The sequence below is a fragment of the Photorhabdus kayaii genome (genome assembly GCF_025384895.1).
In the GTDB taxonomy this organism is placed as follows: Bacteria; Pseudomonadota; Gammaproteobacteria; order Enterobacterales; family Enterobacteriaceae; genus Photorhabdus; species Photorhabdus kayaii.
The window spans coordinates 1-22,100 of sequence record NZ_JAJAFZ010000041.1; the positions used below are offsets into that span (position 1 = coordinate 1).

Annotated in this window: 20 protein-coding genes and 1 other annotated feature; of the genes, 7 read left to right on the forward strand and 13 right to left on the reverse strand. The window is 41.5% G+C overall.

What is annotated here, in order from left to right; translation table 11 throughout:
* Positions 1-434 precede the first annotated feature (434 nt).
* The 3 genes from clpB to rluD all read right to left on the reverse strand — a co-directional run bounded on the left by clpB (position 435) and on the right by rluD (position 4,851).
* Entirely contained in the window at positions 435-3,008 is a 2,574-nt protein-coding gene (gene clpB, locus LGZ98_RS14920) for an ATP-dependent chaperone ClpB (protein ID WP_228900457.1), read from the reverse strand.
* A 133-nt stretch (positions 3,009-3,141) separates the two neighbouring features.
* Positions 3,142-3,873, reverse strand: coding sequence for a purine nucleoside phosphorylase YfiH (yfiH, locus tag LGZ98_RS14925; RefSeq protein WP_228900458.1), 732 nt, complete (start codon positions 3,871-3,873; stop codon positions 3,142-3,144).
* The gene (rluD, locus tag LGZ98_RS14930) at positions 3,874-4,851 is read right to left on the reverse strand and encodes a 23S rRNA pseudouridine(1911/1915/1917) synthase RluD (protein WP_113043902.1); all 978 of its coding nucleotides are present in this window, start codon (positions 4,849-4,851) and stop codon (positions 3,874-3,876) included.
* A 138-nt stretch (positions 4,852-4,989) separates the two neighbouring features.
* On the opposite strand from rluD, the gene bamD reads away from it, so the two are divergent.
* The 5 genes from bamD to LGZ98_RS14955 all read left to right on the forward strand — a co-directional run bounded on the left by bamD (position 4,990) and on the right by LGZ98_RS14955 (position 9,071).
* Positions 4,990-5,721 carry an outer membrane protein assembly factor BamD gene (gene bamD / locus LGZ98_RS14935; RefSeq protein ID WP_113043910.1) on the forward strand — a complete coding sequence of 244 codons (732 nt, stop codon included), beginning with the start codon at positions 4,990-4,992 and terminating at the stop codon, positions 5,719-5,721.
* Positions 5,722-6,006: 285 nt separating this feature from the next.
* A complete protein-coding gene (raiA, locus tag LGZ98_RS14940; RefSeq protein WP_113043909.1) occupies positions 6,007-6,375 on the forward strand; it encodes a ribosome-associated translation inhibitor RaiA in 369 nt (122 codons plus the stop codon).
* Positions 6,376-6,571: 196 nt separating this feature from the next.
* Positions 6,572-6,691 (forward strand) — a sequence feature (Phe leader region).
* 180 nt (positions 6,692-6,871) lie between these two features.
* Positions 6,872-8,029 (forward strand): bifunctional chorismate mutase/prephenate dehydratase, encoded by a 1,158-nt coding sequence (pheA, locus tag LGZ98_RS14945; protein ID WP_113043901.1) that lies wholly within the window; start codon positions 6,872-6,874, stop codon positions 8,027-8,029.
* A gap of 287 nt (positions 8,030-8,316) precedes the next feature.
* Positions 8,317-8,505: a hypothetical protein gene (locus LGZ98_RS14950; RefSeq protein ID WP_146748131.1), complete on the forward strand. Its 189-nt coding sequence runs from the start codon at positions 8,317-8,319 to the stop codon at positions 8,503-8,505.
* A gap of 119 nt (positions 8,506-8,624) precedes the next feature.
* Positions 8,625-9,071, forward strand: a complete 447-nt coding sequence (locus LGZ98_RS14955; RefSeq protein WP_113043900.1) for an H-NS histone family protein — start codon at positions 8,625-8,627, stop codon at positions 9,069-9,071.
* Positions 9,072-10,264: 1,193 nt separating this feature from the next.
* Here the strand turns inward: LGZ98_RS14955 and tyrA are convergent.
* The 8 genes from tyrA to ffh all read right to left on the reverse strand — a co-directional run bounded on the left by tyrA (position 10,265) and on the right by ffh (position 17,438).
* A complete protein-coding gene (gene tyrA, locus LGZ98_RS14960; protein ID WP_262978238.1) occupies positions 10,265-11,386 on the reverse strand; it encodes a bifunctional chorismate mutase/prephenate dehydrogenase in 1,122 nt (373 codons plus the stop codon).
* A gap of 5 nt (positions 11,387-11,391) precedes the next feature.
* Positions 11,392-12,486, reverse strand: coding sequence for a 3-deoxy-7-phosphoheptulonate synthase (locus tag LGZ98_RS14965; RefSeq protein ID WP_271859008.1), 1,095 nt, complete (start codon positions 12,484-12,486; stop codon positions 11,392-11,394).
* Positions 12,487-12,891: 405 nt separating this feature from the next.
* A complete protein-coding gene (locus LGZ98_RS14970; protein ID WP_113043898.1) occupies positions 12,892-13,698 on the reverse strand; it encodes an alpha/beta fold hydrolase in 807 nt (268 codons plus the stop codon).
* A gap of 216 nt (positions 13,699-13,914) precedes the next feature.
* On the reverse strand, positions 13,915-14,268 hold the full coding sequence (rplS, locus tag LGZ98_RS14975; RefSeq protein WP_112878363.1) for a 50S ribosomal protein L19: 354 nt from the start codon (positions 14,266-14,268) through the stop codon (positions 13,915-13,917).
* Positions 14,269-14,332: 64 nt separating this feature from the next.
* Positions 14,333-15,085: a tRNA (guanosine(37)-N1)-methyltransferase TrmD gene (gene trmD / locus LGZ98_RS14980; RefSeq protein ID WP_011145583.1), complete on the reverse strand. Its 753-nt coding sequence runs from the start codon at positions 15,083-15,085 to the stop codon at positions 14,333-14,335.
* A 39-nt stretch (positions 15,086-15,124) separates the two neighbouring features.
* Positions 15,125-15,673, reverse strand: a complete 549-nt coding sequence (rimM, locus tag LGZ98_RS14985; RefSeq protein ID WP_112878362.1) for a ribosome maturation factor RimM — start codon at positions 15,671-15,673, stop codon at positions 15,125-15,127.
* An 18-nt stretch (positions 15,674-15,691) separates the two neighbouring features.
* Positions 15,692-15,940: a 30S ribosomal protein S16 gene (gene rpsP, locus LGZ98_RS14990; RefSeq protein ID WP_015835325.1), complete on the reverse strand. Its 249-nt coding sequence runs from the start codon at positions 15,938-15,940 to the stop codon at positions 15,692-15,694.
* A 136-nt stretch (positions 15,941-16,076) separates the two neighbouring features.
* Positions 16,077-17,438 (reverse strand): signal recognition particle protein, encoded by a 1,362-nt coding sequence (gene ffh, locus LGZ98_RS14995; protein WP_113043897.1) that lies wholly within the window; start codon positions 17,436-17,438, stop codon positions 16,077-16,079.
* 184 nt (positions 17,439-17,622) lie between these two features.
* On the opposite strand from ffh, the gene LGZ98_RS15000 reads away from it, so the two are divergent.
* Together LGZ98_RS15000 and LGZ98_RS15005 are read left to right on the forward strand one after the other, a co-directional pair.
* The gene (locus LGZ98_RS15000) at positions 17,623-18,414 is read left to right on the forward strand and encodes a cytochrome C assembly family protein (RefSeq protein ID WP_113043896.1); all 792 of its coding nucleotides are present in this window, start codon (positions 17,623-17,625) and stop codon (positions 18,412-18,414) included.
* 39 nt (positions 18,415-18,453) lie between these two features.
* Positions 18,454-19,746: an HlyC/CorC family transporter gene (locus tag LGZ98_RS15005; protein ID WP_146748130.1), complete on the forward strand. Its 1,293-nt coding sequence runs from the start codon at positions 18,454-18,456 to the stop codon at positions 19,744-19,746.
* A gap of 100 nt (positions 19,747-19,846) precedes the next feature.
* Here LGZ98_RS15005 and luxS read toward each other — a convergent pair whose 3' ends face one another.
* Positions 19,847-20,362 carry an S-ribosylhomocysteine lyase gene (gene luxS, locus LGZ98_RS15010; protein ID WP_036814109.1) on the reverse strand — a complete coding sequence of 172 codons (516 nt, stop codon included), beginning with the start codon at positions 20,360-20,362 and terminating at the stop codon, positions 19,847-19,849.
* 149 nt (positions 20,363-20,511) lie between these two features.
* Positions 20,512-22,080, reverse strand: a complete 1,569-nt coding sequence (gene gshA, locus LGZ98_RS15015; RefSeq protein WP_113043895.1) for a glutamate--cysteine ligase — start codon at positions 22,078-22,080, stop codon at positions 20,512-20,514.
* Positions 22,081-22,100 lie beyond the last annotated feature (20 nt).

Here is a 22,100-nt window from a genome sequence, read left to right on the forward strand (position 1 = left end):
TCCTACCGTTAGTTCGTAATGAATTAACTGTTGTTCACTCTTCAAGACTTTATAACGTATTTTTTTGTGATACGGTCTTGTGAGTGCCCACACAGATTGTCTGATTAATTGTTAAAGAGCAGGCTGAAATAAAACGTGATATTCTCGTTCAGCCGGGCTGCGTATACTACGCTTTTCGCCCGCAGAGTCAAGCGCTTATTAGCTTTTTCTCTGCCCAACCTCACAATGTTTATCAGCGTTGTGTCGGTCAGTGGTGGCGCATTATAGGGCGTTCTTTGGCGCTGGCAAGCGTTTATTTGCAAAAATAATTCATCCGAACACCAATTAAGCAAAAACAGTGCTAAATTGCGATTTAATGCGCAAAATGATAAAAAAAGAGGCAGTTTCCTGCCCCTCATTTCTCGTTAACTTTACTCTCTCATTAAAATATACAGTTATTGCTTTGCGACGATATGGCTATTTTCCACATCCAGAGTAACTAGTTTTCCTGGCAATAGTTGGCCGGAAAGTATCTTTTGAGCTAATGGATTTTCGATTTCCTGCTGGATAGCTCGCTTCAATGGCCGTGCACCGTAAACAGGATCGAACCCGACTTCTGCCAACATTTCCAACGCTTGCTGAGTAATCGTCACCTGATAACCACGTTCTTCTAGACGTTTGTACAAACGTTGCAATTGGATATCTGCAATCGCTGATAAATGTCGACGCCCTAATGGGTGGAACACAACAGCTTCATCAATACGGTTAATAAATTCAGGTCTGAAATTATGGCTAACAATTCCCATCACTATATCTTTCATTTCATCATAATTTAGACTACCAAAACGCTCTTGGATCATGTCCGACCCGAGATTAGAAGTCATGATTACAACCGTGTTACGGAAATCGACAGTACGACCTTGCCCATCAGTCAATCGACCATCATCCAGCACCTGCAATAAGATATTGAATACATCTGGGTGCGCTTTTTCCACTTCATCAAGCAAAATAACGGAATAAGGTCGACGACGAACAGCTTCTGTTAGATAACCACCTTCTTCATAACCAACATATCCCGGCGGTGCTCCTACTAACCGTGATACAGCATGTTTTTCCATAAATTCAGACATATCGATACGCACCATTGCATCATCGCTGTCAAACAGGAAATTTGCTAACGCCTTGCACAACTCAGTTTTACCAACACCAGTTGGACCAAGGAACAAGAATGAGCCAATCGGACGGTTTGGATCAGCTAATCCAGCACGACTACGGCGAATCGCATTAGATATTGCATCGACTGCCTCATCCTGACCAATAACACGTTTATGCAGCTCTTGCTCCATGCGCAACAGTTTATCTTTTTCACTCTCAAGCATTCTGGCAACAGGAATACCCGTCCAACGAGCAAGAATTTCTGCAATTTCTGCATCGGTAACTTTGTTACGAAGCAGTTTCATATGCTTACCTTCAGCTTGTGTGGCTGCGGCAAGTTGTTTTTCCAATCCAGGTATTTTTCCATACTGAATTTCAGACATCTTCGCTAAATCACCACTGCGGCGTGCCTGTTCTAAACTGATACGGGCATTTTCCAATTCCGCTTTTATGTGCTGAGTACCCGTAAGTACTGCTTTTTCAGCTTTCCATTCTTCTTCTAGTTCAGAATATTCGCGTTCTTTTACGAGCAGCTCTTCATTAAGCATTTCAAGCCGTTTTTTACTGGCATCATCAGACTCTTTTTTCAGCGCCTGCTGTTCCAACTTCAATTGGATAACCCGACGTTCCAGACGGTCCAGCGCTTCCGGTTTTGAATCCATTTGCATACGTAAACTGGCACCCGATTCATCGATCAAGTCGATAGCTTTATCTGGCAACATGCGGTCTGAGATATAACGATGAGATAATGTTGCTGCCGCGACAATTGCAGGGTCGGTAATTTGTACATGATGATGTAACTCATAACGTTCTTTCAGACCGCGCAAAATAGCGATAGTGTCTTCTACGGAAGGTTCTGCAACATAGACTTTTTGGAAACGGCGTTCCAGCGCTGCATCTTTCTCAATATATTGACGATATTCATCCAGTGTTGTTGCACCAACACAGTGAAGTTCACCACGGGCCAAGGCTGGTTTTAACATGTTACCAGCATCCATTGCCCCATCAGCCTTACCTGCACCAACCATAGTATGCAATTCGTCAATAAACAGAATGACATTGCCTTCCTGTTTAGCAAGGTCGTTCAACACACCTTTCAAACGCTCTTCAAATTCACCACGATATTTAGCCCCTGCTAACAGCGCTCCCATATCCAAGGAAAGAACTCGCTTATTTTTAAGCCCCTCAGGAACTTCACCATTAATGATCCGTTGAGCAAGCCCTTCCACAATGGCTGTTTTACCAACCCCAGGTTCACCAATTAAGACCGGGTTATTTTTAGTACGGCGTTGTAATACCTGAATGGTGCGGCGAATTTCTTCATCACGGCCAATTACCGGATCAAGTTTGCCTTGTTCAGCATGTTCAGTCAGATCAATAGTGTATTTTTTCAGGGCCTGGCGTTGATCTTCCGCTCCCTGATCATCAACTTTTTCACCACCACGCATTTGTTCTATTGCCTTAGTGATTTTTTCTTTTGTTGCGCCAACAGCTTTCAATATGTCACTTAATGTGCCACGTTCTTCCAATGCTGCCAGAACAAATAATTCAGAAGAGATAAAATTATCCCCGGCTTTTTGTGCTAGTTTGTCACACAGATTTAAATGACGAACTAAGTCATTGGATGGTTGTACATCACCACCAATACCCTGTACTCGCGGCAAACGTTCTAAAGCCAGCTCAAGCTGATTGCTGAAACGGCCTGCATCGATTCCAATTGACATTAATAATGGGCGAATAGAGCCACCCTCTTGTTTTAACAGTGAACTCATTAAGTGAATTGGTTCGATGAACTGATTATCATGCCCAAGTGCAAAGGACTGGGCGTCAGCGAGAGCAAGCTGGAATTTATTAGTAAGACGATCCAGACGCATAACACCTCCAATACTATTCAGAATGTTGCTACTGGAGATTAAATGAGGCCATTCCTCAAATATTCAAGGTTATTCTGAAAAGCAAATTGTGAGATATTCTCTTATGCGCCAATGGATCGCCCTACGGGATAGGTTATATCAGCCAGATTAAAGTTGCCATACGTCCGGTGATCCCATCACGACGATAAGAGAAAAATTTCTCTTTATTACTGACAGTACATTCACCCCCGCCAAAAATCGCTTTCACACCAACAGATTGCAATTTTAACTTTGCCAACAAATAGATATCCGCTAAATACTTTTCGCCAAAAGGTATAAAAGCTCGACTCAAATCAGAATGCTGAATTGTGAATGCTTCCAAAACCTCATTACCAACTTCAAATTTTTTTGCACCAATTGCCGGCCCTAACCAAGCTTGGATCTGATTAGGTTTAGCTTTAAATTGAGCGATCGTGTTTTCCAGTACTCCGGCGCACAAACCTCGCCACCCCGCATGGGCAACCGCAACCTCATCACCCGCAGAACTGCAAAATAGTACAGGCAGGCAATCTGCTGTCATCACAGCACAAACCTGCCCAGGAATATTGGTATAAACAGCATCAGCTCTATTATCTTCCAGTGGCTGACCATTGAGTCTCACAACACGCGTACCATGAACCTGTTCTAACCAGACTGGTTGCTGAGGCAGTTCTGCCATTTTCGCTAAAATATGCCTGTTTTGTTCAACAACATCAGGTTTATCACCAACATGCTTACCCAGATTCAGGCTATCGTAAGGTGATAAGCTTATTCCCCCTAAACGGGTAGAACTACAGGCTTTTACTGTCGTGGGTTGTTGCCAGTTTGGAAAAATAAGCGCCGTCATTTACCAATCCATTTCGTCTTTAAACGCTTCTGCATCTGCTTTTAATGCCTTAATCAGCATCACCATATCTTCAGGTAATTCAGCGTGCCATTCCATTTCAATGCCGGTTATCGGATGATAAAGACGCAGCATCGTGGCGTGCAATGCCTGACGATCAAAGTTACGCATTACCTCGCGGAACTCATCAGAAGCCCCTTTCAAAGGACGAGGACGACCACCATACAAAGGATCGCCCACCAATGGGTGACTAATATGGGCCATGTGAACACGTATCTGGTGTGTTCTGCCGGTTTCCAGTCTCAGGCGTAGACGAGTATGTGCCCTAAAATGTTCCATTACTCGATAATGGGTAATAGCCGGTTTGCCCATTGGATGCACTGCCATATGTGTTCGTTTTGTTGGATGACGAGAAATTGGCTCTTCAACAATTCCACCCGCCGTCATACAACCTGTCGCTACCGCTTCATATTCACGGGTAATTTCGCGTAGTTGGAGTGATTCGACTAAACGTGTTTGAGCGGGAACCGTTTTAGCAATGACCATCAGCCCTGTCGTATCTTTATCAAGACGGTGAACAATGCCTGCCCGAGGAACATCGGCAATTTCAGGATAATGATATAACAGTGCATTCAATACCGTACCATCTGGGTTTCCTGCTCCTGGATGGACGACCAAATCACGCGATTTGTTTATGACTAGAATGTCATCATCTTCATAGACAATATTTAACGCAATATCCTGAGGTTCCCAACGCGCATCTTCTTCAATGATGGCATCAATTGCAATTTCTTCACCTCCCAGTACTTTTTCTTTTGGCTTATTGATTAATTTGCCATTAACCTGAACTCTGTCATCCAAGATCCAATCTTTTATACGTGATCTTGAATAATCAGGGAACAATTCAGCCAAAGCCTGATCTAAACGTTGACCGAGCTGAGATTCGGCGACTGTTGTATTAAGTCGTATTTGTTGTGCCATATATTGTTTCTACACTTACGTTGAGTTTTGACGGCAGAGCCGTTTAATTTAATATAGTGTGCTATTGTAACTCGATCTTTTGCCGGGAGCTTCATGGATAGTCTCCCAGAAAAACACTCAGAGGATAATCAACACGTGATGATACGCATGAAATATCTGGTGGCGGCAGCCACATTGAGCCTGGTACTTTCCGGGTGCTCTGGTAATAAAAATGCTGTCCCCGACAGCCCACCTGCGGAAATTTACTCTAAGGGTCAGGAAAAGCTGCAAAAAGGTAGCTATTCCGATGCGATCAAGCAATTGGAAACCCTCGATAATCGCTATCCATTTGGCCCCTATTCGCAGCAAGTACAACTCGATCTGATTTATGCTTATTATAAATCCTCTGATTTGCCAATGGCTCTCGCTTCTATTGACCGTTTTATACGCCTGAACCCAACTCACCCCAACATTGATTACGTTCTGTATATGCGTGGATTAACTTCACAAGCATTGGATAACAGTCTATTGCAAAGTTTCTTCGGCATTGACCGCTCAGATCGTGATCCTGAACACGCCAGGGTAGCATTCAAGGATTTTAGTCAATTAGTACGCTATCATCCTAACAGCCTGTATACTGCCGATGCTATTAAGCGTTTAATGTTTATCAGAGAGCGCCTGGCAAAATATGAACTTTCTGTTGTGGAATATTATAACAAACGTGGAGCTTATGTCGCGGTGGTAAATCGAATTGAACAAATGTTACGTGATTACCCTGATACACAGTCAACTCTCGAAGCGCTGCCTTACATGAAAAAAGCTTATACACGTTTGGGTTTAACAGCCCAGGCAGATAAAGTAGCAAAACTCATTGCTGCTAATCCGGTATAAAAAAGCAGATGATAAAACAGCGGTGGGTACCGCTGTTTTATTTTTACATATGAGATCTAAAAAAGACTACTTATCAGCAGAGTTGAGAAAGACTCAACTTGTCAATAGTGTCCCATTAGCTTCAATCCTGCAATAGATATTCTTCATATTTTTACCACTAATCACAATTACTTCAACTAGTTGCCTCATATCTGGTTAAATGGTGATTTAGATCACCTTTTTCATGAAAAAGAAATGTATGCTGAAATTATTGAAGGTGGATAATCAATAATGAGAGGTAACTATATGATAGTAAATATTACCAGCAAACAAATGGAGATTACCCCGGCAATTCGCAACCACGTAGAAAAACGTCTAAGTAAACTCAATAAATGGCAAGTAAATCTGATAAATCCTCATATTATTCTATCAAAAGGGCCTCAAATTTTTAGGGCTGATGCAACCATAAGTATACCAAATGGTATGCTAGTTGCCGGTGCAAAACATGAAGATATGTATATTGCTATCAATGAATTATTAACAAAACTAGAGCGCCAATTGAATAAAGTACAGCATAAGGGAGAAGCACGCCGTACTGACAACAGTGTTAAAGAATCAAACCTTAACCTAGAAACAGAATTAGAATTAGAAACAGAACCAGAAATATCACAATAAAATAACAATGACTTGCCTGTGACGCGTCCAATTTGGACGCGTTTTTTGTTGACAGAAACAACGACATAAGGTTAATTAACAAAAACCACCGTAACCCTTGTCCAATGCGGACGGCTGCCGATGAAATGGCAAGCAAATGGGAAGCTTCGCCCGATTGGGCAAAGAGCAGTCACCCAAACTATGAATATGAGAATATGATGAATATAAGCCTGTTTTTCTTTTCTTTCTTTTTTACCTTCCCTTGAGGGAGGCTTTCGTCGTTGAAAAAATAACGAGAAGACGAACAGCAAGCCTCCCCATCGGGAGGCTTTTTTCTGTCCATTGCAAACCTATTATACCCTATGGATTTCAAGATGCATCGCGACGGCAAGGGAGTGAATCCCCGGGAGCATAGAAAACTATGTGACCGGGGTGAGCGAGCGCAGCCAACAAAGAGGCAGCTTGAAAGATAACGGGTATATTATCAGAATGTGAATAACCCATTAGGAACCCATTTATGGATCAAAATAATTTGCTGAAAATACGGGAAAAAGTTAGCGAACTTGATTTAAAGTTACTGATTCTATTAGCAGAGCGTCGCCAATTAGCTTTTGATATTGCCCAAACTAAGTTACAAGATAATCGCCCTATCAGAGACAAGGATCGCGAACGAGAACTACTGGATGTTCTGATTAAAAAAGGAAAAAACCACGGGCTTGATGGCTTTTATATTTCTCGTCTCTTTCAGATGATCATTGAAGATTCCGTACTCACTCAACAGGCATTATTGCAGCAACACCTAAATCAAACACCCCAAGATTCAGCGCGTATTGCATTCCTCGGTCCTAGAGGTTCCTACTCTCATATCGCAGCCCGCCAATATGCCGCACGCCATTTCAATCAATTAATTGAATGTAGCTGCCATAAGTTCCAAGATATCTTCTCCCTGGTTGAAACAGGCCAAGCGGATTACGGAATGTTACCCATTGAAAATACCAGCTCTGGTTCCATCAATGATGTTTATGACTTGTTGCAACATACCAATTTGTCAATTGTGGGAGAAATAACCATTCCTATTGACCATTGCCTACTCGTTGCAAAAGACACAACGCTATCAGAGATCAAAACGGTTTACAGTCACCCTCAACCATTCCAACAATGTAGCCAATATATTAATCAATTCCCACATTGGAAAATTAAATATTGCGAAAGCACTGCCGCAGCAATGCAAGAAGTCGCCGAACAGAATTCACCAGAAATTGCAGCCTTAGGGAGTGAAGCGGGCGGTGCACTTTATCAGTTACAGGTTCTGGAACAGAATCTCGCAAATCAATCACATAATATTACTCGTTTCATTATTGTTGCCCGTCAACCTATTGAAGTTGCAGAACAAGTACCGGCTAAAACGACATTTATTATGGCAACCGGACAGCAGGCAGGCGCACTGGTAGATGCGCTAATGGCGCTGAAAAAACATAATATTATTATGAGTAAACTGGAATCCCGGCCGATCAACGGAAATCCGTGGGAAGAGATGTTTTATATTGATGTCCAAGCTAATATTCGTTCAATCAATATGCAACACGTCCTGAAAGCATTGGCGAAAATCACTCATTCATTAAAGGTATTGGGATGTTACCCAACAGAAAGCGTGGTACCGGTTAACCCTTCCTGATTAAAAAGAACCGGGTATTAAAATATCCGGTTCAGATTATTGGCTTTTAATATTTTGTATTACCCATGAGAAAATTTTTACTGCCTTTAACCTTTTGGTTTAAGGCTCTTTATTTATTCCGTAAATCCTGACTTGTTCAGGTTAAATAATATGGATTATCGCTTTTCGTGCCATCTGAAAACAAGGGATTAAAAAATTTTCACTTATTCACATAAGATTATACCCTATGGATTTCAAGATGCATCGCGGCGGCAAGGGAGCGAATCCCCGGGAGCATAGATAACTATGTGACCGGGGTGAGTGAGTGCAGCCAACAAAGAGGCAACTCGAAAGATGACGGGTATAAATACGTTTTATCTGAATGTGATAAAACCGGCGTTAATAAAAACCACGTTTTATCTGTCACCACGGTTTTAAAACTTGGGAAAAAACCGCAAGCATATCACGAAAAAGAAGGCAAAAGCTTTAATCATTAAAGGTAAAACATAAATGATTAAAGCTTTTTTAAAGCAAGTAAAAAATTCGGTGTTATACTGACGCAGGAAGAGAAAACATCAGAAAAGATAGATTTTAAACTTATTAACAAGGTGACAAAATGACAACATTAACCACAGAAAAAGAATATGATATTGTATCAGGATATTTATCAAGAATAAGCATATTAAGAAGGTTTGCTCAAACAAAAGATGTTGAATGGCTAGAAGAGGCTTACAAAACATTAGAGGTAGTCGTTCAAGAAAGCAAAGAAACCTTCAGATTAATGAGTTTAGAAGCGGAACAAAAAGAACAAAAACGTTTAGAAATATTAAGAATGATTGAAGAAATCGGCCTTAATCCTAATACTATTAACATACCTATTACCTTCTCTGATTTTAAACCTAAAAAATCAAATGCAGGAAAAGGAAAGACGAGAAAACCTAAGTATCAGTTTAATGACAATGGAGAAATTAAATACTGGTCAGGAAACGGGAAAAAACCATCAGGTTTACAAAAATTACTCAATGAAGGCCATTCATTAAATGAATTTTTAATTCAAAAATAAAAAACTTCGGAATAAAAATAGCCTCACAGATTTATTATCTGTTTAATACTATTTACTTTTCTTTTTTGCTTGCATTTGCTTTTTTAGGCGATCGCAAGCGCCTTTTTATGGGTGATTAACTCGGTTATTAATCAAAAAAGTATAAAAAAACAGGTACCCATTAATGCCAAATTTTTAAAAGGTGAAGGGCATCTAAAAACAACCTACTTCCCGCCATATTTAATTTATTCATCAGCCTGCCATAACCATTTAAAAACACGAATACAGAAAGATTAATGCTTTTGTATAAAAGACTGATTTAACTCAATCAATGCAACTTTTCAGTAAGATAGTTAATTTTATTGAATCTAAATTCATCAACTATTAACAAAGAGTTGAAAAGAGATCAGCACATAGAAGAATATTATTAGAATGAGTTACTATTCAGGTATTTTCTCACCGTTACTTTACGAAGCAAGTTATAAAAACAATGCAATAAAAAAGGGTAAAAACACGGTTAAAACCTTATACTGATTAAACTAAAAAACTAAAACCATGACTTTTAATAACAACTTAAAAACTGCCCATCATAAAACCATTAGTGAAAAAATAAGAAATAAAAATCGGTTTTGTTAATGCTTACGCATAACGGAAAAAAAGATAAATAAAAATATGAATAAGTTTATCCGTTTACCAGAAAATATACCTCCAAAAAGAAACCATCTTTAATAACGTTTTCAACCGGAGAATAACCTTTTTCTAAACCAGTTAAATAATCCGATGATAAAAAAATCCGCGTAACAAAACCCGAAAATAAATAATTTAACCAAATAATCACTCAGTTATTTTCGACGTTATTATATTGCACATTTACCATGTAAAGCTGCGATACCTTAAATACGCCAGTTTAAACTTGATTTACACGATTTTAATCCGCCCAATAGCATTGTTTTCTACGGTTTAAGTTAAACTATTCCTCTATTTTATGTCTTTAATGTGATTAATCTGCAAAGCCTTTCATCCTCATTAATACAATTAAACTTGTCAGCAAATTGAATCGGGTATTGTCATATCCGGTTCTTTTTATACCCGTTATCTTTCAAAGTTGCCTCTTTGTTGACTGCACTCGCTTCCCCCGGTCACATAGTTCGCTATGCTCCCGGGGATTCTCTCCCTTGCCGTCGCGATCCATCTTGAAAATCCATAAGGTATAGTTATTGGCGACTATCATTCGCTTGTTGAAGCAATACCCTGCTCTCTCTCATAAAATGAGGTGCATAATCACCAAACCATTCACTAACATCTTCAAAACTGCTGACAAAAGCCCGTTTGTCTTGGTTTTCCAATATCTCTAGCGCTTGCCCAAAACTTTGATGATAACGGCGTATAAGATCAATATTCTCTGGTGATGACATAATAATATCCGCGTAGAGCTGAGGATCTTGGGCAAATAAGCGCCCGACCATGATCAGTTCCAAACGGTAAATAGGTGAAGATATTGATAACAGTTGTTGTAAATCCGCACCTTCCTGTGCGAGATGTTGCCCATAAGCAAATGTCGTGAAATGACGCAACGCCTGAATAAAGCTCATGTTTTTATCATGCTGTTCCGGGCTCATCTGATGCAAGCAAGCCCCCCAAATTAACAACTGTTCTAAAAACCATTGATAAGCTTCCTCTTGACGTCCGTCACAGTAAACAACAACTTGTTTTACCAAACTACCGACATCCGGCCCAAACATAGGATGTAATCCCAACACTGGACCTTTATGCACATCAAGCATAGCCTGTAATGGCTGCTGTTTAACGGACGCCAAGTCCACCAAAATGCAATGGTCAGGTAATGGCGGTAAACGGCGAATAACCTCTTCTGTCAAATGAATCGGTACGCTGATAATCACCATACCCACTCCCGCCAGAATTTGTTCCGCGTTAGGCCAATCTTGCGGTTCCAGATTCCTGACTTCATAACCAGACAAAGTTAATAAACGGCCAAATAGTTTCCCCATTTTACCCAAGCCACCAACAATGACTATCGGCCCCAATTGAGGGCAAAGTGTTTTAAACCCTTTGCTATTTTCACTGGTGTAGGACTCCCGCATAATACGGCGCAGAATATCTTCAATTAAATCCGGTGGAACACCAAACTCTTCAGCCTCCTGCCGACGTGAAGCAAGCATCGCCATTTCTCTGTCAGGTGCATAAATTGACAACCCATTCTGACTTTTTACCTCACCAATCTCTGCAACCAATTCCAGACGCTTTGCCAGTAAGCCCAGCAAAGCTTTATCCACTTCATCAATTTTATCCCGCAATTGAGATAATTCAGCCGCCATATTTATTATCCCGCTTTTTTCAATACTGCCATTCTTTGCAACAATTGCATGCTAATTTGCTGATGTAATTTTCTTAGAATTGCCTCTGTCGTCTGCCAACTAATACACGCGTCAGTCACTGATACACCATATTTCATTTCACTACGCGGTTGCTCAGAAGATTGGTTGCCCTCATTAATATGGCTCTCCAACATAATGCCAGTAATAGATTGATTACCTGAAATGATCTGATCTGCGACAGAATCTACAACCAAACTTTGCCGACGAAAATCCTTATTAGAGTTACCATGACTACAATCAATCATCAAGGATGGTAATAATCCAGATTGAACCATTTGCTGTTCACATTCCATGACATGTTGGGTGCTGTAATTAGGCGTCTTACCACCACGTAAGATAATATGCCCATTCGGGTTTCCTTGTGTTTGTAATAAACACACCTGCCCCGACTGATTTATTCCCACAAAACGGTGTGGCATAGCGGCTGCACACATCGCATTAATTGCAGTGTTCAAGCTACCATCAGTCCCATTTTTGAAACCAACAGGCATAGATAAACCTGAAGCCATTTCCCGGTGTGTCTGGGATTCTGTGGTTCTCGCACCAATTGCAGACCAACTGAATAAATCCCCTAAATATTGTGGACTATTCGGATCTAAAGCTTCTGTTGCAAGAGGCAATCCCATTTTAACTAAACTAAGTAGTAAACGGCGAGCAATATGCAGGCCAGCTTCCACATCAAATGAACCATCCATGTATGGATCATTAATAAGACCTTTCCAACCCACTGTTGTACGAGGCTTTTCAAAATAGACACGCATGACAATGTACAAGCTATCACTCAATTCAGCAGAAAGGGCGGCCAAACGGTGAGCATAATCCAGAGCCGCATCCACGTCATGAATAGAGCAAGGACCACACACTACCAGCAAACGGGGATCACGGAGCTGAATAATATCCGCAATTGTTTTACGTGCATTTGCAATAACATGCAGATCATCATCACTCAGTGGGTATTGTTGCTTTAATTCTTTTGGAGTGATAAGAATTTGCTCACCACTGATGTGAACGTTATTAAGTACATCTCTTTGCATGAACATGTCGATTTTCTCCTCAAATTATCATTCTGTACTTATTTGTTTTTATGCATTTGACTAATAACATATCACGCGTCGTAAAGAATACAATCCAAAAGTGTAAACAAAACCAAAACACTGTAAACAATTATTTACAATAAATGAAAAAGGCGTCAAGTTACCAAATAGCACCCATAAAATATTAAGCTATGCCCAACTCGCTTTTTCATTAATTTATTAAGAAAATAATAATATGACTACAGCTCACTGTAGAATAATTACTTAACACTTGTTATGAAAAGAATCTGTGCCATCAGATCATGATGTAGGTTATATTGAGATAAAAAATTTAGATCACGCTTTTAAATTCAATACACTAATACCAGCAGTCTGAGGCCGGGAAATCCGGCCTCTTTATTAAAATATCTGTTACAAAGCTTGCTGTAAAAAAGCAATTAATTCCTGATTAACTTTATAGGGTTGCTCCAATGTGGAAATATGCCCTGCATCCTGGATGATAATATGATCACAGTGCAATATTTCAGCCATCAAATAACCCTCCAGAGGCGGGCGGGGCGTATCTTGTTCGCCAGTCATAACAAGCGAGGGAATATCCAGTTTTTCCAACAAATGCATTCTATCTTCACGCCCAAATATTATTCTACCTAACGGAATAATACTATTACGCAATATTTCCGCAGGAATGGCTACCAGACGCTGAGTTAATTCATCAACCAAATGCTGAGCCGGTTGCTGGCTAAAGAAGGCTGGCACTATCTGCTGTTGCAAAATAGATTGAGGAATTGCACCAACCTGCTCTATCGCATCCAACATGGCAAAGTATTTTGTATGAGTCACTTCAGGTTCTAATCCGACAAAGGTATCCATCAAAACCAGTGCTTTAACTCTGTCCGGCGCCATAGCCACCAACTCAATTCCCCACATACCACCAGCAGATAAACCAATGATAGCGAATTCTTTAATACCAAGTTGATCCATCAACGCCAGGTAATCCCGAGCTAAATCAGCCAAAGTGCTATGTTGTTCCGGTAGCTCTCCCGAGTTTCCATGCCCCCAGAGATCAGGAGCAATCACCCGGTATTTTTTACTTAAGACCTCGATCTGAGGCTCCCACATAGTAGAATCAAACAAATAGCTATGCCCAAGTAATAACGGGAAACCTTCACCTTCATCTCGGTAAGCCATCGTTTTGTTATGTATTTGAAAAGTTTTCAAAACAAATCCTTATCGTCAGTTAATCATGTTTAAAATTATTCTAAAAACCCGCCCGTATTCAGCCTGATTTTTCATTACAATAATTAAAAATACAGGAGAGCCAAAACCAAATTGATGACCACGTCCGCAAAATGCGGTTTTAAGTTGAGGATAAAAAAAAGAGGCCAGCAATGGCTGACCTCTTTAATGATAACTTTCGGATGTAACGAAAGCGTATTATTTACTGTTCAGACGCTCTTTAATACGAGCAGCTTTACCAGAACGCTCACGCAGATAGTACAATTTAGCTCTACGAACAGCACCACGACGTTTAACGCTAATGCTGTCTACGACTGGGGAGTGAGTCTGGAATACACGCTCAACACCTTCGCCGTTAGAAACTTTGCGAACAGTGAATGCAGAGTGCAGACCGCGGTTACGGATAGCGATAACCACGCCCTCGAATGCCTGCAGACGTTTCTTAGCACCTTCTACGACCCATACCTTAACTTCCACGGTGTCACCCGGACGGAATGAAGGTACGTCTTGCTTCATCTGCTCTTGTTCAAGTTGTTTAATAATGTTGCTCATAATAATTCTCTTACCCTAGGTAAACTGATATATCAGAGACATTCCCTTCGGGGATATGTCTGGATTAATTAGTTGCTTCAGTTAGATGTTCCCGTTGGAACTCTGTTAGCAATATCCTTTGCTCGTCAGTCAGAGCTAGGTTTTCCAGAAGTTCAGGTCTTCTAAGCCAGGTCCGGCCAAGCGATTGTTTCATCCGCCAGCGATTAATTTCAGCATGATTTCCAGACAGCAACACTGGTGGAACTTCCATACCATCTAATACCTCCGGGCGAGTATAGTGCGGACAATCCAGCAATCCATCAGCAAAAGAGTCCTCCTCCGCTGATGCCTGATGCCCCAGAACGCCCGGAATGAACCGAGAAACTGAGTCAATCATCGTCATTGCAGGGATTTCACCACCGCTGAGCACGTAATCACCAATAGACCACTCTTCGTCAATCTCGGTTTGGATCACTCGCTCATCTATCCCTTCATAGCGGCCACAAATCAAAATCAGTTTTTCATTTGTTGCCAGCTCACAAACCCCTTGTTGGTTGAGTTTGCGTCCCTGAGGTGAAAGATAAATCACTTTTGCACCTTCGCCTGCCGCAGTTTTTGCTGCATGAATGGCTTCCCGTAAAGGCTGAACCATCATCAACATGCCTGGACCACCGCCATAAGGTCGATCGTCAACGGTACGATGCCGGTCATAGGTAAAATCCCGTGGATTCCAGCATTCAATACTTAACAGGCCATTTTTCACTGCCCGGCCAGTTACCCCATAATCGGTTATTGCGCGGAACATTTCAGGAAACAGGCTAATAACCCCAATCCACATTATCGCGTCCCACTCATTTCAACCGCTTATAACCGGAGTTTAAAAACCAGGATCCCAATCTACTTCAATGGTTTTAGTAGCGAGATCGACTTTCTTGATAACCTGCCCATCAAGAAACGGAATTAGCCGTTCCTTGATACCGAATGCATCTTTCAGGTTTGCTTTAATTACCATTACGTCGTTAGAACCGGTTTCCATCATGTCATTGACAGTCCCCAAGTTATAACCTGCTGTGCTGATTACCTGGCAGCCTATTAAGTCTTTCCAGTAGTAATCACCCGTATCCAGCTCTGGCAGTTGTTCTGAATCTACAATAATTTCGCAATTAGTCAGTAAATTCGCAGCATCCAGATCATCAATACCTTTAATTTTGATGATCATATCCTGATTGTGGTGTTTCCAGGTTTCTAGTTCGATGTGTTGCCACCGGCCTGCCCGTTGAATAAACCACGGTTGATACTCAAAAATGTCTTCGGCATGTTCGGTGGAAGAAAAAACTCTGAGCCAACCACGAATACCATAAGTTGAACCTAATTTTCCCAATACAATTGGGTTTACAGGCGGTTCAAAACAGGTTTGCTTGCTCATAGTTACCACCGCGACAGATTAAGCTGCTTTTTTAGCGTCTTTGATCAGTGTAGAAACACGATCAGACACAGTTGCACCCAGACCAATCCAATGTTCAATACGGTCCAGATCTAAACGCAATACTTCTGCTTTCCCTGTTGCAATAGGGTTGAAGAAGCCAACGCGCTCGATAAAGCGACCATCACGCGGGCTGCGGCTATCGGTCACGACTACTTGGTAAAACGGACGCTTTTTGGCGCCGCCACGAGCTAAACGAATTGTTACCATAACATCCTCATTAGTTAACAAAACAACCAGACTTCATCGAGGAACGAAGTCCGGTTATCAGATAAAAAGCCCGAAAAGTTTACTCACTTTGGCGCAAAAAGCAATCCAAAGTGGATATTCTTCGAGACTTTATCGATTAACGGCCCATAAATCCGGGTGGCATCATGCCTTTCATGCCACGCATCATTTTTGCCAAGCCGCCTTTCTTCATTTTTTTCATCATGCGCTGCATTTCGTCGAATTGTTTAAGCAAGCGGTTAACATCTTGGACCTGAGTGCCAGAACCATTAGCAATACGACGTTTACGAGAACCTTTGATTATTTCTGGTTTTTGTCGCTCTTTACGCGTCATAGAATTGATAATAGCTTCCATTTTCACCAGAATTTTATCATCCATCTGGGATTTCACTGCATCTGGCACTTGAGACATCCCCGGCATTTTGCTTAACATGCTGGCCATTCCCCCCATGTTACGCATCTGCTTTAACTGATCTAGAAAATCATTTAAATCGAAGCCGTCACCTTTCTTCAGTTTAGAAGCCAGCTTTTCAGCCTGGGTGCGATCGACTTTACTTTCAATCTCTTCAATCAGGGAGAGAACATCGCCCATTCCAAGGATTCGAGAGGCAATACGATCCGGATGGAATGGCTCCAACGCATCCGTTTTTTCACCAACACCCAGGAATTTAATCGGCTTCCCAGTAATATGACGAATAGATAGCGCTGCACCGCCACGGGCATCACCATCGACTTTCGTTAACACTATACCCGTCAGTGGCAATGCTTCATTGAAAGCTTTCGCGGTATTAGCCGCATCCTGCCCCGTCATTGCATCAACAACAAATAGGGTTTCTACTGGATTGATGGCTTTATGAACCTGTTTGATTTCATCCATCATTGCTTCGTCAACATGTAGACGACCCGCAGTATCCACCAAAAGCACATCATAGAATTTCAATTTGGCGTGCTGTACCGCTTGAGTCACGATATCAACGGGTTTTTCCTGAGCATCAGAAGGGTAGAAATCAATACCAACTGCCTGCGCCAAGGTTTCAAGCTGTTTGATAGCCGCTGGACGATAGACGTCAGCAGATACCACCAAAACTTTTTTCTTCTGTTTTCCTTTCAGAAAGCTACCTAGCTTGGCAACGCTGGTCGTTTTACCTGCACCTTGTAGACCCGCCATTAATACGACAGCAGGCGGCTGAGTAGAAAGATTCAGTTCACTGTTAACTTCCCCCATCGCCTTAACAAGTTCATTCTGAACAATTTTGACAAACTCTTGGCCGGGAGTCAGGCTTTTATTAACCTCGTGGCCTACCGCGCGCTCTTTAACACATGAAATAAAATCACGCACTACAGGTAATGCGACGTCAGCTTCAAGTAAAGCCATGCGAACTTCGCGCAGTGTCTCTTTAATATTATCTTCGGTCAGTCGCCCACGGCCACTGATATTGCGCAATGTGCGCGATAGTCTGTCGGTTAAATTATCAAACATTGTCTCTGCTCAATTTTTAAAAATGGGCTACCTGTAAGGCATATTCCGCAAATTATAACACGATGGAAAGGGATCTCTGCACAGAGATTCACACCGATGATTAACAACGGTTGGAGGCTATCCTTGCTGGCGGTATACTTAAGCTTTAATTCACCCTAAAACTATCGCTAAAACGACTAATGCTATGCCAGTATTTTCTATAATTTCTTCATTCGCTTATTTATTCAGCCTGGTACTGATTATTCCCGGCTTGCTGCGGCAACCGAAAGGATACCGCAGGCTGGCATTACTTTCCTCGATTGTCGCTTTAATTTGTCATGCTATTGCACTTAAACACCAGATATTCCACGTCAGCAGCGGGCAAAACCTCACCCTCCTAAACCTTGGTTCTATCGTCAGTTTACTTACTTGTATCATAATGACAATTGTCGCTTCTCACGGCCGTGCTTGGTTCCTGCTACCCATTGTTTACAGTTTTTCCATGATAAATTTGGTTTTAGCGAGTCTTATGCCAGGTGAATTCATTACCCATCTAGAGGCGAGCTTTGAATTATCTATCCATATTGGGTTGGCACTTCTTGGTTATGCGACTTTACTTATCGCGGCATTATATGCATTACAGCTTGGGTGGTTGGATCATCAGCTTAAAAATAAAAAACTCACTTTTACGCCAGATATGCCCCCATTAATGTTCATTGAACGCAAAATGTTTCATATCACTCAGCTTGGCGTAATATTGCTAACGTTGACGCTCTGCACCGGCATCCTCTACATGGATAATATTTTCAGTAGCGAAAACATCCATAAAGCAATTTTGTCTATTATCGCATGGTTTGTTTACATTGTTTTATTATGGGGTCACTACCATGATGGATGGCGCGGTAAACGCGTTATCTGGTTTAACCTGATCGGCGCATTTACCCTGACACTCGCCTATTTCGGTAATCGATTATTGCAGGAAATCATGATTTACTAGGAGTATGATGTTCAATCAATACTTGGAAGGAATTCTGTTTTGGAGCATGTCTCAACAAGCACATTACTGATTATTTTAATCATCATGGTCATTGTCTCAGCTTATTTCTCCGCCTCCGAGACTGGTATGATGACAATGAATCGTTATCGCTTACGTCATCTGGCAAAGCAAGGGAACCACTCTGCCCGCAGAGTTGAAGCATTACTTCGTCATCCTGAGCAGCTCATCAGTCTGATTCTCATCGGCAATAATCTGGTTAATATTCTTGCTTCAGCACTCGCTACTATCATTGGTATGCGTCTTTACGGTGATGCCGGAGTCGCTATTGCAACCGGTATTCTGACGTTTATCGTACTGATATTTTCTGAAGTTATGCCAAAAACGATAGCCGCCCTCTATCCTGAAAGAGTCGCTTTTCCGAGTAGTTTTTTGCTCCGCCCGTTACAGAAAATCATGCTGCCGTTGGTCTGGGTGCTAAATAAAATTACTTTATTGTTAATGCGTTGCCTTGGTATCAAACAACCTACTGGCTCTAGTCACGCAATGAGTAAAGATGAACTTCGCACTATTGTGAATGAATCAAATGCCAAGCTATCACAGCAAAATCAGGCTATGCTAACTTCAATTTTAGATCTGGAAAAAGTCACAATCGGCGACATTATGGTTCCCCGTAATGAAATTATTGGCATTGATATTAATGATGACTGGAAATCCATCATACGGCAATTAACTCATTCACCTCATGGTCGGATCGTGCTTTACCGTGATTCACTTGATGATGCCATTGGCATGCTTCGTGTGCGTGAAGCTTACCGACTGATGACAGAAAAAAAAGAGTTCATCAAAAGAAACCTGATTAAAGCAGCAGATAAAATCTATTATGTCCCCGTCAGCACACCACTTAATATCCAGTTAGTCAATTTCCAACGTAATAAGGAGAAAGCCGGGCTCATCGTTGATGAATACGGTGATATTCAAGGTCTGGTCACTGTTGAAGATATCCTCGAAGAGATTGTCGGTGATTTTACCACATCAATGTCTCCTTCTCTGGCAGAAGAAGTTTCACCACAAAGCGATGGGACTATTTTGATTGACGGGACCGCCAACATCCGCGAATTAAATAAAGCCTTTAACTGGGCATTGCCTGTTGATGGGCCACGAACGGTTAATGGTATGGTGCTTGAAGAATTAGGAGAAATACCCGCACTTAATGTACAAGTGCAAATCGGCAAATATAATTTTGAAGTACTTTCAGTCAACGATAATGTCATTAAACAAGTTCGAGTCACTCCCATTAGCCAATTTCCTGAGCAAAAAACACAAGCCCTTTAAATCGAGGCGGAAAATTGACGCCGCTGGAGGCGCACCTCCAACGGCAAATTCCTGTTAATACTTCATCTCAGGAACCCGAAATATTATCACTGCTATGGAACTACACTTTCAATTCGGTCAGTTTTTCTTCTGGCAATGCCAACTCGTCATTCTTATTAACGAGGACGTCTGAATCAAGAATATGACGGGCAATATCCTGAGCTTCTGTCAGTGAATGCATGTGATAAGTACCACATTGATAAATATTTAGTTCTGGGATCTGGCTCTGATCTTTCACTTTCAAGACATCAGCCATAGCCGCTTTCCATGCGTCTGCAACGCGTATTTCCGCCGGGGCGCCAATCAAGCTCATATAAAAACCTGTTCGACATCCCATTGGCGATATATCAATAATTTCAACACCCTCACCATTGAGGTGATTGCGCATAAAACCAGCGAACAAATGCTCAAGTGTATGAATACCCTTTTCAGGCATAACCTGTTTATTGGGTATACAGAAACGTAAGTCAAAAACTGTGATGGTGTCGCCATGAGGCGTTTTCATAGTCTTAGCAACTCTGACGGCTGGCGCATTCATACGAGTATGGTCAACAGTAAAACTATCCAGTAAAGGCATTTCTTTATCTCCACAAAAAATTCAGATTTTTCTTCAAGCAAATGAAACTTTTTCATCTGCCACCGGTCGTAAAGAATGAAAGACGCGTAATTATTATCCCTATTCTCTAGAAAATCCCATTTGGCCACTTTTACTTGTGGCCATTTTTTCTAGTATCCTATTTGTTGTTTCAGATGTTTCAGATACTCATCAAAACTCATCGTATCCTCACGTTCCAATGCGTCTTGTCGCTCTACGGAGGCCCTGCGTTCTATAGCGAACTGCTCGTCGCTAATAACCTCATATTTCTCATTGATCAGTTGCTGGCGGTATTCATCTGCTAGTTCCAGTCCAAAACCACCAATGCCCTGGCTCTTCACTTTTTCCAGCACACGGGCCGATAAAGTCAGTGATGAATCATCAAACATAGCAATTAATTCTTCGCAAACCTTTTGATACTGTGTGCCAGAACAACTATCCAATATTGCGGCAACCCGTTTCAAGTCACTAAATAACTTTTTGCCAACTTTTACTAGCGGTTCTTCCACACTTCCACAACCCAAGCCAATCTTTTGCTCTGGTTTACGCCCTTCAAGGATCACTCTATCCCAATTCTTACGGCAACACTCTAATTCATCACTGCCCATTTCCGGCGCTTCGGCAAGCACACACCATATTAAGAATAGGTCAAGAAAACGAATTTGTGTCTCATTGACACCAATCGCAGCAAATGGATTAATATCCAATGAACGAACTTCGATATATTCCACGCCCCCACGCAACAAAGCATCAGAAGGCGATTCATTCCCTCTAGTGACACGCTTAGGTCGGATTGGCGCATACAATTCATTTTCAATTTGTAAGACGTTGGTATTGAGCTGAATATATTTATCACCTTGCTTAGTGCCCAACTTAGCAAACTCGTCAGATGGCTTGTGAATCGCTTTTTTCAGCCCTTCAATATAAGTATGTAGGTTATTAAACGTAATATTCAGATCGCTCTGTGATTTATTGGTGTACCCCAAATTACTCATTCTTAGTGAAGTCGCATAAGGCAGATAACAAGTTCCATCTTCTGTCCGTTCAAAAAGAAAAGAAGTCTCTCTTCCACGTAAGAACGAGGAACAAATTGCCGGAGAAGCACCAAACAAATATGGGATCACCCATCCAAAGCGATAATAGTTACGGATCAAGCGGAAATAACCATTAGAGATCTGTTCTTTACCACTCTCTGCATCTTCAACACCAGCCCAGGCACGCCAAAACTCAATTGGCAATGAAAAATTATAATGAACCCCGGATATGGTCTGCATCAACGCGCCATAACGATTTTTCAGACCTTCACGGTATAAGGTCTTATAGCGACCAACATTCGATGCACCATATTGAGCCAAAGTGATGTTCTCTTCCGCATCAATAAAGCATGGCATACTTAATGGCCACATTTTTTCTTTGTCCAGCACACGCGCCGTGTGACGATGAATATCGCCAAGAAAAGAAATCGTATATTTTATATCATCACCAACTGGTGTTATGAATTCCAACAATGACTCAGCAAAATCAGTAGTAATCCATTTATGCGTAAGCGCTGCACCAAGTGTTTTAGGATGTTCTGTTATGGCTAAACTACCATCTGAAGTGATACGCAATGTTTCACGTTCAACACCGCGACGAATTCCCTTTAAAATTGTCGGATGCGCCTCTAGCCATGATAGAGCCTTTGATACGTCCGGGATCAATTCGACCTCCCGTAGTGTTT